The organism is Sphingobium sp. SYK-6, assembly GCF_000283515.1.
GTDB classification, from domain to species: domain Bacteria; phylum Pseudomonadota; class Alphaproteobacteria; order Sphingomonadales; family Sphingomonadaceae; genus Sphingobium; species Sphingobium lignivorans.
The window spans coordinates 1,343,629-1,357,733 of sequence record NC_015976.1; the positions used below are offsets into that span (position 1 = coordinate 1,343,629).

Genomic DNA, 14,105 nt, shown 5'->3' on the forward strand with positions numbered 1-14,105 from the left:
AACTCTTCAAGATGGCAGTGCCTGAAAACCGTCGACGCTGCGACCGGGGTGCGGGCATGGTTCGACATCGTGGTAACGGGTCAAGGTGTCGAAATATTTAAGGCTTTTACCTCAGCTGCGTTTCTGCGACCAGCCGATTCCGCAGCGTCAGCCGCCGGGGTCCTCAGTCATCGCCCGGATGAGCGCACCCCTCTGGCGCCGGGGCAGGCGATCGAGGGGAAGGGCATAAAGCGCGCTCAGGAAGGTGGCATCTTCTTGCGTGACGGCCTGCGCATTGGGGCCGCTTCCGAAGAGACCCAGGATGGATTGGGCGGGCGGGTCGTCCAGGGCATTGATCTCGGCGAGCGAGACCATCGCGGCATAGGAAGCCACCGTATCCAGCGGCAAGCCTTCCACCCTGGATACATCGATGACCACGGTCGCCTGCACGAGCGCCCGCACCGCGCCGGTGGAGATCAGGCTGGAACTATATTGGCTGAGCGACGGTGCGCCGTCCACCAGCGGCAGAGCCGATCCGCTGCCTCCGCCTTCCCCGCCGGTCCATGGCGCCGGGGTGTCGCCGCTGCCGGATGTACCTTTCGCCTGGATGGCATCGCCATACCACCAGCGTACCGGTTCCTCGCCTTCGCGTAGTTCGCGCATGCGGGCGGGCGACACCCGGGTGAACTGCCGCGGCGCGCGGCGAGAGAGAGTCCGCACGAAGCGTCCGCCATCCATGGTGAAGGTGATAGCGATATTGGCCTTGCACTCGGCCGGTGCCACGGGCGCGCCGGCGTCGGCGGCAATCGCCCGCACTTTCGCTTCAACCAGCGCTGCATGTTCGGATGAAAGGCCGAAGGCCCTCGGGCAGACCGGTTCCACCCATCGCGCCACCTGCTTGAAGGTCGTCGCCGCGCCGGTCTTCCTCAGGAAGTCGACCGCCGCCTTCCGGCTTTCCTCGCGGGTCTGCCGCGCGCCGGTCACAAGAATGTCGTCGCTTTCGCCGCGCTCGTTGCCCCCGGGGCTGTCCTGCGAAGCGGACGCGGTGCTGCCCAAAAGAGCGGCGCCCATGGCCATCAGTTTCAGCGCCTGCCTCATGTCGAGGGCCATCATCGTCTTTCGTGTTTCCCGGTGGATAGTCTCAGCCTATCCCCTTTCGGCTGCCTTCGCCAGTATCCGCAGGATAGTGAAGAGGCGCCCCCCGCGGGGGACGCCTCTTCCCGGGACATGGCCTGCGGGGGAGGGGACAGGCCAATCGCCCGGCATCGACCTCTCAGGCCGCGTCGACGAACACGATCTCGCTGTCCTCGATCGCGGTGATACGCAACCTGTCCAGCTCCGCGATCGCGGCGCCGTCGCGCGCGTTCACGCGCACGCCATCGATCTCGACCGCGCCGGTGGCGGGCACGAGATAGGCCTTGCGATCCGCGCCGAGCGGATAGTCCAGCGTCGCGCCGGCCTTGATCGTTGCGCCGATCACGCGGGCATTGGTGCGGATCGGCAGAGCATCGTCGTCATCGTCGTAGCCGCTTGCCAGCACCACGAACTGGCCGGCCCTGTCCGCCTTGGGGAAAGGGCGTGCGCCCCAACTCGGCTGCTCGCCATCACGGGTGGGGATGATCCAGATCTGGAAGATCTGCGTCACTTCATCCTCCATATTGTACTCCGAGTGACGGATGCCCGTGCCGGCGGACATGACCTGAACGTCGCCCGCTTCGGTCCGGCCCTTGTTGCCAAGGCTGTCCTGGTGGGTGATCGCGCCCTTGCGGACATAAGTGATGATTTCCATGTCGCGGTGCGGATGCGGGGGGAAGCCGGTGCCGGGCTGGATCGTGTCGTCGTTCCAGACGCGCAGATTGCCCCAGTGCACGCGGCGCGGGTCCTGGTAATTGGCGAAAGAGAAGTGATGCTTGGCATCCAGCCAGCCATGGTTCTCGCCGCCAAGGCTTTCAAAGGGGCGCAGTTCAATCATCTCGGGTCTCCTCGGTGGGACGGGGTTTCGTCCGCTTGAGGCCGAGATAAGGCGGCTTGCTTGTCCGGATAAGTCGGATAAGTTCGTCGGGAACGTTCTGGAAAATTGAAATGTCGAACCCTGGCACGCCTACATTCGATCAGCTCCGCATCTTCCTGACGGTCGTCGAGACGGGGAGTTTCGCGGCCGCGGGGCGCAAGCTCAACCGGGCCGTATCGGTCATCAGCTATGGCATCGCCAATCTTGAGGCGCAGCTTGGCCTCAGCCTCTTCGAGCGGGAAGGGACGAGGAAACCGCAGCTCACGCCCGCGGGAAAAGCTGTTCTTGCCGAGGCGCGAACCGTGTCGACAGGGATCGACGCCTTGCGCGCCAAGGTGAAAGGGCTGCTGGAAGGGCTGGAAGCGGAAGTCAGTCTCGTGGTCGATGTGATGTTGCCCGCCGAACGGCTTGCCCTGATCCTTCGCAGCTTTCGGACGCAGTTCCCGACCGTGTCTCTCCGCCTTCATGTCGAGGGCTTGGGGGCGGTGGCGGCGCTGGTGCTGGAGGGGCGGGCAGACCTCGGCATCGCCGGTCCGGTCGCGGCGCAGATCGAGGGGCTGGAGCGCTGTGCCGTCGGCTCCGTGGCGCTGGTGCCGGTCTCGGCGCCCGACCATCCTTTGGCCAGGGCAGAAACCCTGCTGCCCGGCGCCGCGAGGGAGCATGTCCAGCTCGTGCTGGCCGATCGCTCGCCACTGACGGAGGGTCAGGACTTCGCCGTCAACAGTGCCCATACCTGGCGCCTCTCCGATCTTGGCGCCAAGCATGCGTTGCTGCGCGAAGGGATCGGCTGGGGCAACATGCCGCTGCCGATGGTGGAGAGCGACCTCGTGGCCGGCACGCTGGTGCGCCTTGCACTGCCTGATGCGCCCGGCGGCCTCTATCGCTTCTCCGCCATCAGTCGTCGGGATGCACCGCCCGGCCCGGCGGCGTCGTGGCTCATGCAGCGCTTCATCGATCTCGGCGCCGAAGACGACCATGGCATCTTGCCGGACGTGTGAACGCAGGGGAGGGCGGCATCCGGCGGCCGCGCCGCTTGTCGCCGCCCGGGCCGGGCGCTAGGTCGGCCCGAACCACGAGCGCGGGCGGCGACGGAGGAAAGATGCGGAGAGGACGAGGGACATGAAGGCAGAGACAAGCGATGCGCTGGAAAGGGCACAGGCCTGCTCGCCTTTCCTGGCCCGGTTGATCGCCTCTCATCCCGATCTCGTCGCTCTCGTTGGCGCGGGCGCGCTGGATGAGGCCTGGCAGGCCGCGCGTTCGCTCGCGCCTGAGGCGCCGATCGATCGGCGCCTGCGGTCGCGGCGCGGCGCCGTGGCGCTGGTCGCCGCGATGGCTGACCTGTCGGGGGCGTGGGATCTGGACGTGGTGACGCGCCATCTTTCCGATTTTGCGGACGAGGCGATCGGCGATGCGCTCGCTGCAGCCTTCGCCGAACGTTATCCCGAAGACGAAGCGCGCGGTATCGCCGTGATCGCACTGGGCAAGCATGGCAGCCGGGAGCTCAATTATTCCTCGGACATCGATCCGATCCTTGTCTTCGATCCCCGGACGATCCCCACGCGCGGGCGCGAGGAGCCACAGGAAGCGGCGCTGCGCCTTGCTCGTCGACTGGTTGCGCTCCTGTCCGAGCGCACTGGCGATGGCTATGTGTTTCGCGTCGATCTGCGGCTGCGGCCCTCGCCGGAAGTGTCTCCGATCATCCTCCCGGTGGACGCGGCGATTTCCTATTATGAGAGCGCGGCGGTCGGCTGGGAGCAGGCGGCTTTCATTCGCGCCCGGGCGGCTGCGGGCGATCTCGCGTTGGGCCGCAACTTCCTCTCGGCCATCCGCCCGTTCGTGTGGCGACGCAGCCTCGATTTCGGCGCCATCCGCGCGATCAGCGACGTGTCGCGGCGCATCCGCGCGCATTATGCCAGCGGCCAGCGCTTCGGTCCGGGCTTCGATCTCAAGCGCGGGCGTGGCGGCATCCGCGAAGTGGAGTTTTTCGCGCAGGCGCATCAGCTCATTCACGGCGGGCGCAATCCCGCGCTGCGCCAGCCTGCGACCCGCGTCGCCCTGCGGGCGCTTGGCGATGCCGGGCTGATCCCGCCCGATGCGGTGGCGCAGCTGGACGCGGCCTATGTGACCTTGCGGACGATCGAGCACCGGCTGCAAATGGTGGATGATCGCCAGACTCACAGCCTGCCGGATTCAGCGGGCGCGCTTGGGAACGTCGCCCGGCTTGCGGGGCTGGCGAATGGGCAAGAGCTGCTCGACGCGCTGGTGCCCCATGTGGACGCCACGGGCCTGATCTTCGATGGCCTTGTGGGGGAGGAGGCGGAAAGCGATGCCGCGCTGCCCGGCGATGAGCGTGCGCTCGCCGCGCGCCTGCACGACATGGGCATCGAGGATACGGAGCCCTTCGTGCAACGCATCGCCCGGTGGCGCGACGGCAGCCTGCGCCCGCTGCGCAGCACGGCCGCGCGGGAAGCGCTCGAGGAACTTCTCCCCGAGCTGATGCGCGAGATCGCCCACGCGCCTGCCCCGCTGAATGCGCTCAACAAGCTCGATCAGGTCATCTCCGGCCTGCCCAGCGCGGTCAATCTGCTGCGGCTGCTCGTTGCCCGGCCCGGGCTGGCGGAACTGCTGGTGCTCATTCTGTCGCACACGCCGGCGCTCGCCGATGCGCTCGGGCGGCAACCCGCTCTTTTCGATGGCCTGATCGACGCGAGCGCACTCGATCTTCCGCCTGATGTGCCCGTGCTCGTCGCGGACATGCGCGCGCGGGATACGAGCGAGGACTTCCAGCAACGGCTGGATCATGTCCGCCACGTGGTGAGCGAGCGGCGGTTTGCGCTCGGCGTGCAGATCATTTCGCGCGAGGTCGATCCACTGGAGGTGGGGCGGGGCTATGCCCGCGTCGCCGAAGCGGCGGTGGACGTGCTGGCCGATGCCGCCATCGCGGAATTCGCCCAGGCGCATGGCCGCGTGGCGGACAGCGAGCTGGTGATTCTCGCGCTCGGCCGCTTCGGTGGCGGACTGCTCACCCATGCCTCGGACCTGGATCTCGTCTTCCTGTTCACAGGCGATTACCGGTCGGAATCGGACGGTCGCCGGCCGCTCGGCGCAACGCTCTATTACAACCGGCTTTCGCAGCGCGTCATCAATGCGCTTTCGGTGCCGACTGCGGCCGGTGCCCTGTACGAAGTCGATACGAGGCTGCGCCCATCCGGCAATCAGGGGCCCCTGGCAGTCAGCTTCGAGAGCTTCGCCCGCTATCAGGCCGAAAGCGCGTGGACATGGGAGCATCTGGCGCTCACGCGCGCACGGCCCGTCTTCGGTTCTCCCGCGGCAAGGGCCGAGCTGGAACGGATCATTGACGAGGCGCTGATGCGGCCGCGCGACCCGGATGCCCTGCGGCGCGACGCCGTGAAAATGCGCGGCGATATTGCGCAGCATAAACCGCCTGCCGGTCCGCTCGACGTGAAGCTGGCGCAGGGAGGGCTGGTCGATCTCGAGTTCCTGATCCACGTCACGCAACTCACGCATCGAACCGGCTTCTCGCCCAGCCTGAACATCGCTCTGAAGAAACTGACGGGCGCCGGCCTGCTCGACGAGCGGCTGGTGGGCGCGGCGGACCTGCTCACGCGTTATCTGGTCGTTTCCCGGCTGGTGACGCCCAGTTCCACCGAACCGGCCGCGGAAAGCCGCTGGCTCGTGGCGCGGGCCTGCGGCGCGGACGACTGGGCCGCCCTGCTTGCCCGAATCGAAGAAGCGCGGCAGGTCATCGGCACCAACTGGAATCGGCTGGTGGAAGTCTCCGCCGCATAAGGGGCCGGTTTCGCACCCGATCATGCAGGGAAAGGACAGGAAATGCTCAGCGAAGGAGACATGCTGCCGGACGTCACGCTGACGGGGGCGGATGACACCCCGATCCGCCTTGGCGACTATCGCGGCAAGCCGCTCGTGGTCTATTTCTATCCAAAGGCGGACACCCCCGGCTGCACGACGGAAGCGATCGACTTCACCGGCCTCGCGGAGACGTTCGCGGGGCTGGGCGTGCCGGTCATCGCCGTGTCGAAGGACCCGACGGCAAAGCTCAGGCGTTTCGCTGACAAGCGTGGCCTCGCCGTGACGCTCGCTTCGGATGGCGATGGCAGCGTATGCGAGGCGTTCGGGACCTGGGTGGAGAAAAGCCTGTACGGGCGCAAATATATGGGCATCGAGCGCGCCACCTTTGTGGCGGACGCGCAGGGCAAGATCGTGCGGGCCTGGCCCAAGGTGAAAGTGAAGGGTCACGCGGCCGAGGTGCTGGAAGCCGTGAAGGCGCTCGCCTGAGCACGGTGGATTCAAGGGATCCCTGAGGGGGAGCGCGGGCAGCGGCCATGAAGAGCCGCTGCACCCGCGTCCGCGCCTTCACATGGTGGGCGCGGGTTCCGCGTCCGGCACCAATGCGGAGGTGGGCACAGCGGATCGTTCCTCGCCGCTTTCATTCACATTGGCCCGCCGCAGATCACGCTTGTAAGTTGCGTAATCGAATTCCGTGCCGCGGTGGAGCATGCAGCGATTGTCCCAGATGAGCAGATCGCCCTGCTTCCATTTGTGGGAATAGATGAAACGCTCCTGACTGGCGAAGGCGAGCAATTCCTCGATCAGGGCCGCGCCTTCCGCATCATCCATCCCGACCACGCGATAGGCATGGCTGCCGACGAACAGGCATTTGCGGCCGTCGGGACTGATGCGGACCAGCGGCTGCTTGGCGCCCGGCATCAACTGGCGCAGACGCTCGGTCTCTTCCGGGTCGACGCCACCCTTGATGCGGCTTGCGAGAAAGCTGTGCTCCGCCACCAGATCCTGGATCCTGTCCCTGGTCTCCTGCGGCAGCTGCTCATACACATAGCGCAGATCGACGAACTGGGTGTCGCCCTTTTCCGGCGGGACGATGTGACCGAGCAACATCGACCATTTGCTCGGCATGTCGTTGAACGAGCTGTCCGCATGGAAGATCTCATTGCCCTTCGCGAACTTGGCACGCAGCGAGGCGGGATCGACGATCTCTCCGTTCGCATCGAGGTTCGACGCATCATAGAGTTCGGGCGCCATGCGGCCCGGCTGATCTTTTCGCGCGGCATAGCCCGGCGGCAGCTCCAGCGGACCGAAGGCGCGGGCAAAGCGCAGATGGTCGGCATCGCTGATATGGTGCTGGTTGCGAATGCAGACCATGCCGTACTGCCTCATCGCATCTTCGATGAACGTGACGAGGGACGGGTCCGGCTCCCGGGACAGATCCGCGCCAATGATCTCGCCGCCAAAAACGGGGTGTAGCTTCCTCACTTCCATGGCTCGTCTCCTGCGTTTCGCGTTCTGGCATGCCCGAACAGACGCAGCGTCCACGTCCGTCCCTGCGCCCGCGAGGCTTCCGCCCTATTTATGTGTCTTCTATTAATTCAAGGCCGAACCATTTGTAAATATGCTCATCGAGACGGGCCGCACATGAGAATGGGGCCGGAAACGCGTTCCGGCCCCCTCCCTCCCTGATTTGAACCGATCAGAAGTTGCGCTTGATCGTCGCTGCCCATGTGCGCGGCAGGCCGACGCCGGCCGAGACGGTGCTCGAGCTGAAATGCTGGTCGAACAGCGAGGTGTAGTAATATTTGTCCGTCAGGTTCCGCACTTCCAGCGCGAAGGTCCAGTCATTGTCGGCTGTGCGATAAGCGAGGCGCGCATTCATGAGAAAGCGGCCATCGATCTTGTTGTAGCGCGGGTCGTTGATCGCTTCGGCATACATGTGGGACTGATAATCGCCATCCAGGCGAGCCGTGAGCGTGTCGCTGCCGAGCGGAAAGTCATATTGAATGCCGCCGCTCCATTTCCACTTGGGCGTATAGGGCGTGATCATGTCCAGGGTGAGACCGCCCAGTTCGGCTTCGGTCCCGTTGAGTTCGGTATATTCGAAGTCCAGATAACTGAACGAACCATCGATGGTGAAGTGGTCGAAGGGGCGTGCCGTGAACTCCAGTTCCACGCCCTTCACGTCTGCCTTGCCGACATTGTTCGGCTGGAGGCAAGGCGAGATCGGGCAGGCGGAGAGCGTCAGGATGATGTCATTGTACTTGTTGAAGAACAGGGCGCCGTTGAGCCGCAACTTGCGGTCGAACAGATCGGTCTTGAAGCCCACTTCATAAGTGGTGAGCGTTTCGGGATTGAACGCCTTGAGCTGATTGTTGGGACTGGATGGCCCGAAGAAGGGGCGCGGGTTGACGCCGCCGCCCTTGTAGCCCGTGGTGACCTGAGCGTAGACCATGGCTGCCTCCGAGAAGCGATAGTCTGCCGCAACGCGCCAGTCGGTGCGCTCGCCCTTGAACGTGTCGCTCACGTCATAGAGGCCAAGCAGCAGGCAGTTGGGATCGTTGCCGATGCCGGTGGGGCCGGCCGTCGGTGCGCCAAGGAAGAAGGCGCAGGGGAGGGGGCCGGGGATGGTCCCGTCGGGATTGCTGCGGAAATAGGTATATGTCTTCTCATCCCAGCTGTGGCGGATGCCGCCGGAGATGTTGAGGGCGTCCGTCGCATGGAAAGTGCCGTTGAAATAAAGGGCCTTGGACGTCGAAGGCGTGCTGTCGGGGCCGTGAATGAAGTCGATGCCCGCATAATTGAGGTCGACACGCGCGTTCAGCGAGCCGTCCTGGTCATGGTAGAAGCCGCCCAGTGTATATTCGAACAGCCCTTCCCCAAGGCTGCCGTTGAGGCGGATTTCCTCGCTCCACATCCTGTGCTCCAGGGTCTGGAGCAGTTGCTGGCTTGGCAGGGGAGAGCCATCCTCGCCTTGCGCCCATGAGGAATCATAGCGGCGATAAGCGGTGATCGACGTCAGTTTGAGCGTCGGCGCGAGCTCGATGTCGATCGTTCCCTGAACGCCCCATCCGTTGAAATGCTGGATCGGATTGACCGCATAGGGCTTGTACGGCGACTGCGATGTCGGCGCCATCTGGTCCTGGAATGTCTCGTAGCTGATGAAGCGACGATCATAGCCGGCGGGCGGCGTGTCGCAGCTATAGCGGCCATAAGGCACGAATTTGCAGTCATAGAGGATCGGTGCGCCCGTGATGGTGTTCGCGACCCAGGGCTGCCCGTCCGCATTGGTGCCCGTGCGATTGGTGACCTGGAGGCCCGTGATCGGATCGATCCACGGATTCTGGCCGTTGGCATCGGATGCGGCGTGCAGCAATACGGACGCGCCGGCCTCGGAATTGTCCCGCGTATAGTCGCCCGCAATGTTGATCTCGACGGTTTCACTGGGCAGCCAGCGCAGGGAGAGCCGTCCGGCCACATAGGATTTGCCGCCCAGCGTCCCCAGTTCGACGCCCTTGCCGGTATTGTTGTTGGAGGGCACGCCCGAGCCGGGATGCGTCAGGCCATAATCGAGCCGGGTGACGTAACCATCCCGGCTCTGCGCGGAACCGGCGATACGGGCGAACAGCTTGTCGGTGATCGCGAAATCGGCAAAGCCGCGCGCTTCCACGCGGTCGAAGGAGCCATAGGTGACCTGAAAGGAACCCCGGCCGCTGCCGTCCGGCTTGGTGGAGAACAGCTTGATCGCGCCGCCGATGGAGTTCTTGCCCGCAAGCGTGCCCTGAGGTCCGCGCAGCACCTCGATGCGGTCGAGATCCATGAGGTCCAGCAGCGAGCCGGTGACGGTCGGATAGTAGACATCATCAACGTAGATGCCGACGCCCGGCTCGAGCGCATAGTTGAAATCGACCTGCCCGACACCGCGGATGAAGGCCACCAACCCGGAGCCATTGAACTGGCCTTGCGGCTGAAGCGTGACGTTGGGCGCCTGCGCGGCGATGTCGGAGACATTGGTCTGCGCGCGCTGCTCAAGCATCGCTGCATTCACGGCCGTGATGGCGATGGGTGTGTCCTGCAGGCGGGTTTCGCGAAACTGCGCAGTGACGATGATATCCGTGGGATCGGCGCCAGGATTGTCCTGTGGCGTGCTTTCCCCCTGAGCCCACGCCGGTGCCGCGATAACAGTGGAAATCGCAAGCAAAGCTGTACTACATGCGTGTTGAACCCGCATATCCCCTCTCCTCTTTTGTCGGCAATATTGCTGTCTCGAACTGGACTTTCGCCGACTATTGTTGTTCTAGCATGGCTGTATGTGTCTAGTAAGTAACACGGCTGTGCTCGGAAGGCCGTTTTCACGCGATGAAATGGACAAAATCAATAAAACTTGCATGTCGCAAGACCCGCACGGGCAGGGCCGCTCTCGTTTGCTGTGGGGATCCAGTCGCTCCCTTCTTCAGGAGATTTCATTCAGATGATTGATATTGGCGTTACGCATGTCGGCAGTCTGCCTCGTGGCCCGGAGCTCACGCCGCTCCTCATCGCCCGTGACCATGGCGAGCCTTATGATGTCGAGGAATTCGACCGGGTCGTTCAGGCGGCGATCGATCAGGCCGTTGAGCGACAGGTCGCGTCCGGCGTCACGATCGTTTCGGACGGCGAACTGGGCAAGGTTGGCTATTCGACATATATCATCGAGCGTCTTGAAGGTTTTGGCGGACATAGTCCCCGCAAGCCCGCGCTGGACCTGGCGCCTTATCCAGACCTGCGAAAGAAGCTGGCGGCGATCATGGGAGATCAGGAGTTTACGCGCGCCTCCTGCATTTCCCAGGTGAAGCTCAAGAATCTCGACCCCTGCCACGAGGATATTGCCCGCTTCTCGAAAGCCATCGAGCGCAAGGGCGACGGCGTGCGCGGTTTCATGAACGCGGCTTCGCCGGGGCTGATCACGGCTTTCCAGCCCAACGCTTATTATCCCACTCACGAGGCCTATCTTGCCGATCTTGTGACGGCGATGCGTCCGGAATATGAAGCGATCATTGCCGCGGGATTTGATCTGCAGCTCGATTGCCCGGATCTCGCCATGTCCCGTCACACGGGCTACCAGGACCTCTCCGACGAGGATTTCGTGAAAGTGGCCGAGGCGAATGTCGAGGCGCTCAATGCGGCGACAGAAGGACTGCCGCGCGATCGCCTGCGGATGCATATCTGCTGGGGCAATTATGAAGGGCCGCACGATTGCGACATCGATCTTGCGAAGGTGTTGCCGACGATCCTGCGCGCGCGCCCCGGCACGCTGCTGTTCGAGGGCGCCAATCCGCGCCACGAGCATGAATGGGCCGTGTGGCGCGACGCGAAGCTGCCGGACGATGTCGTTCTGGCACCGGGCCTGATCGACAGTTGCTCCAATTATGTGGAGCATCCGGAACTCGTCGCGCAACGCATCGAGCGCTTTGCGGCGTTCGTCGGTCCCGAGCGCGTGGTAGCCAGCACGGACTGCGGCTTCGGCACGTTTGCCGGCTACGGAAAGATCGACCCGGAAGTTGCCTGGAAGAAGCTTGCCGCGCTCAGCGAAGGCGCGCGCATTGCTGCTGCGCGGATCTGACGACGCGCGGCGTTTGCGTAAAGAATAGGTCCCGGTAGCGACACAAATTACCGGGAATTGCAGGGGGGCAAATCCGATTTTGCCCCCCTCGTTCTTTACCAAGCCAGTGGCCGGTCTCAGGCCGCTGCCGCCGCCTTCTTTCTCAGCTGGGAAGGAGCCGTCTCGTCGAGGAACATCGCCACCACGCCCGAGACGATGGCGAGGCCGAGCATGATCCAGAGAGGCGCGGAAAGGTCGGTGGCGTCGGCGGCCATCCCCGCGAGCACAGGCGAGAAGACGCCGCCCAGCACTTCCGCCACGCCCATGGTCAGGCCAAGCGCCGTGGCAGCATGGCGCGGGTCGACGCTTTCCGAAGGGACAGTGGCCATGAACATCGGGAAGATGCCGTTCATGGACCAGCCGATGAAGAACAGCAGCGCCATCATCCAGGCGGGGCCATGATAATAGATGGCAGCCAAAGGCAGGATGATGCCGACAAAGGGCATGGCGATCATAACCGGTCGCCGGCCGATCCGGTCTGAAAGCCCTGCCACGGCGAAGCTCGCGACGGCGGCGGAGATCCCCAGGGTGCCCATCAACCAGCCCATGGTCTCAGGCGCGAAGCCGCGCATCCGGGTGAGGAAGATCGGCATGAAGGCCCAGCAGATCACCAGATAGGAAACCAGCAGCACGCCCAGCACCACGCAGATGAGGATGTTGCGACGGAGCAGCACGTGCAGCGTACCATGCTTCTCTTCCATCATTCCGGGCCGGGCGCGGGGTGGCGGCGCGGCTTCATCGATGAGCCACCAGAGCAGCAATGCGCTGATAATCCCTGGAATGCCGGCAAGATAAAAAGCCGATCGCCAGCCGAATGTTTCGGCGAAGAGCACGAGCAGCACCGGGGCCGCGAACGATCCCAGCAGGCTGGAGCCCAGATTCTGCGCCACGCCCTGCGCGATGCCGCGACGCTCGGGCGCCACGTCGCTGGCGATCATGGCATGGCTGATCGGCATGATGCCGCCTTCGGCAGCGCCCATCAGCAGTCGTGCGCCCAGCAGCATGGCAAAGGAGGACGCGAGGCCGCTGAGAAAGGAGCAGAGCGAAAAGGCAAAGGTGGCGAGGATCAGGAGGCGTTTGCGACTGCCCAGCATGTCCGACAGTTTGCCGATCCCCAGAGCGGCCAGCGCCCAGGTGAGCGAGAGGCCGCTTGCCAGCGCCCCCACCTGCGTATGGGTGAGCTGCAGCTCCGGCTGAACGAACGGCATCAGGAAATTGAGCGCGTTGCGATCGAAGAACACGATTCCGAAATTGAGGCTGAGCAATGCCACGAGAAGGATCTGATAACGCGGGGAGCGCGTGGCGCCCGGCGCGGCGGGCAGATCGGACCGCATCAACCTCGCCTCCGGAAAGTGCCTGTTCGGAAGAAGCGGTATCCTTGCCCCTGGGTCATGGGTTTACGCCCACGCGGGCCGGGGCGGTCTCCCGCAGGAAGGTCGCCACCACGCCGCTCACAAGGGCAAGCGCGATCAGCATCCAGAGAAAGGCGGAGGGGCCAAAGGCATCATTCAGGACACCGCCGATCGGCGGACCGAACACGCCGCCCAGGATCTCGCACGAGCCCATCGCCAGGCCAAGCACAGTGGCATGGTGGCGCGCATCGACGCTCTCGGACGGGATCGTCGCCATGAAAATGGGGAAGATACCGTTCACGGCCCAGCCGATGAAGAAGATCGCCGCCAGCACATAGGCCGGTCCGTCGAAGTAGAGCGCACCCAGCGGCCCCAGCACGGAGAGAAAGGGCAGAGCGACCATGACCGGCTTGCGCCCGATCCGGTCGGAAAGGCCGGAGATCAGAAAGCTGTAGAGCGCGGCGGCGAGGCCCAGCGAGCCCATCAGCCAGCCCATCGACGGACCGTCCATTCCGCGCTGCTGCGTGAGATAGAGCGGCATGAAGGCCCAGGTCGTCACGAAATGCGCGACCATGAGGACGCCGACCACGACGCAGATGAGGATATTGCGGGTGCCGAGCGCCTGCCTGATCGTCATTCGGTCGGCGGCGTTGGCGGAAGACGATGGTCGCCTTGGTTCATCCAGCGCGAACCAGATGATGATCGCGCTCAGGATGCCCGGGATGCCCGCCAGGAAGAAGGCCTCGCGCCAGCCGAACGCGGCCGCGAAGGGGATGAGGATCACCGGCGCGAGGAAGCTGCCGAGCAGGTTGGAGCCGAGATTCTGAGCCACGCCTTGCGCCAGTCCGCGCCATTTGGGTGAGACTTCCGTGGCCACCATCGCGTGGCTGATCGGCATCACGCCGCCTTCCGCCGCGCCCATCAGCAGCCGGGCACCGAGCAGGAAAGCGAAGCTGGACGCAAGGCCGGTCAGGAAGGAGCAGAGGGAGAAGGCGATCGTGGAGAGCACCAGCAGCATCTTGCGGTTCCCGATCGTGTCGGAAAGCTTGCCGATGCCGAAAGCGGCAATGGCCCAGGTGAAGCTGAGCCCGCCCGCGAGCAGGCCGATCTGCGTCTGCGTCAGTCCGAGTTCGGGCTGAACATAGGGCATCAGCACGTTGAGCGCTTGCCGGTCGAAGAACACGATACCGAAATTGAGGCTGAGCAGGCCGACGAGCCAGGACTGATAGCCTGCCCCGCGCCGCCCAGCACTTTCCTGATTCCCCTCCACGCCCTCTTCTCCGGTCAGGCCTGT

General features: G+C 64.4%; 9 protein-coding genes and 1 pseudogene. 4 read left to right on the forward strand and 6 right to left on the reverse strand.

From position 1 onward, the window contains the following. Window positions 1-147: 147 nt before the first annotated feature. Window positions 148-1,077, reverse strand: coding sequence for a hypothetical protein (locus SLG_RS06040; RefSeq protein WP_148276512.1), 930 nt, complete (start codon window positions 1,075-1,077; stop codon window positions 148-150). A 175-nt stretch (window positions 1,078-1,252) separates the two neighbouring features. Beyond that, window positions 1,253-1,951 carry a pirin family protein gene (locus SLG_RS06045; RefSeq protein WP_014075561.1) on the reverse strand — a complete coding sequence of 233 codons (699 nt, stop codon included), beginning with the start codon at window positions 1,949-1,951 and terminating at the stop codon, window positions 1,253-1,255. A 110-nt stretch (window positions 1,952-2,061) separates the two neighbouring features. Here SLG_RS06045 and SLG_RS06050 point away from each other — a divergent pair, with 110 nt between their 5' ends. The 3 genes and pseudogenes from SLG_RS06050 to SLG_RS06060 all read left to right on the forward strand — a co-directional run bounded on the left by SLG_RS06050 (window position 2,062) and on the right by SLG_RS06060 (window position 6,307). Beyond that, a complete protein-coding gene (locus SLG_RS06050; RefSeq protein ID WP_014075562.1) occupies window positions 2,062-2,988 on the forward strand; it encodes a LysR family transcriptional regulator in 927 nt (308 codons plus the stop codon). A gap of 73 nt (window positions 2,989-3,061) precedes the next feature. Continuing rightward, window positions 3,062-5,800: pseudogene (locus tag SLG_RS06055) on the forward strand (bifunctional [glutamine synthetase] adenylyltransferase/[glutamine synthetase]-adenylyl-L-tyrosine phosphorylase); the annotation flags it as partial. Between the two features lie 42 nt (window positions 5,801-5,842). Beyond that, window positions 5,843-6,307: a peroxiredoxin gene (locus tag SLG_RS06060; protein ID WP_014075564.1), complete on the forward strand. Its 465-nt coding sequence runs from the start codon at window positions 5,843-5,845 to the stop codon at window positions 6,305-6,307. 78 nt (window positions 6,308-6,385) lie between these two features. On the opposite strand, the gene SLG_RS06065 is transcribed toward SLG_RS06060, so the two are convergent. Beyond that, entirely contained in the window at window positions 6,386-7,309 is a 924-nt protein-coding gene (locus SLG_RS06065) for a TauD/TfdA dioxygenase family protein (protein WP_014075565.1), read from the reverse strand. A gap of 208 nt (window positions 7,310-7,517) precedes the next feature. Further along, entirely contained in the window at window positions 7,518-10,019 is a 2,502-nt protein-coding gene (locus SLG_RS06070) for a TonB-dependent receptor (protein ID WP_231848765.1), read from the reverse strand. Between the two features lie 270 nt (window positions 10,020-10,289). On the opposite strand from SLG_RS06070, the gene SLG_RS06075 reads away from it, so the two are divergent. Further along, complete coding sequence (locus SLG_RS06075; protein WP_014075567.1) at window positions 10,290-11,420, forward strand: cobalamin-independent methionine synthase II family protein; 1,131 nt, start codon at window positions 10,290-10,292, stop codon at window positions 11,418-11,420. A 116-nt stretch (window positions 11,421-11,536) separates the two neighbouring features. Here SLG_RS06075 and SLG_RS06080 read toward each other — a convergent pair whose 3' ends face one another. Then, window positions 11,537-12,793: an MFS transporter gene (locus SLG_RS06080; RefSeq protein ID WP_014075568.1), complete on the reverse strand. Its 1,257-nt coding sequence runs from the start codon at window positions 12,791-12,793 to the stop codon at window positions 11,537-11,539. Between the two features lie 55 nt (window positions 12,794-12,848). Next, complete coding sequence (locus tag SLG_RS06085; protein ID WP_014075569.1) at window positions 12,849-14,081, reverse strand: MFS transporter; 1,233 nt, start codon at window positions 14,079-14,081, stop codon at window positions 12,849-12,851. Window positions 14,082-14,105: the final 24 nt, after the last annotated feature.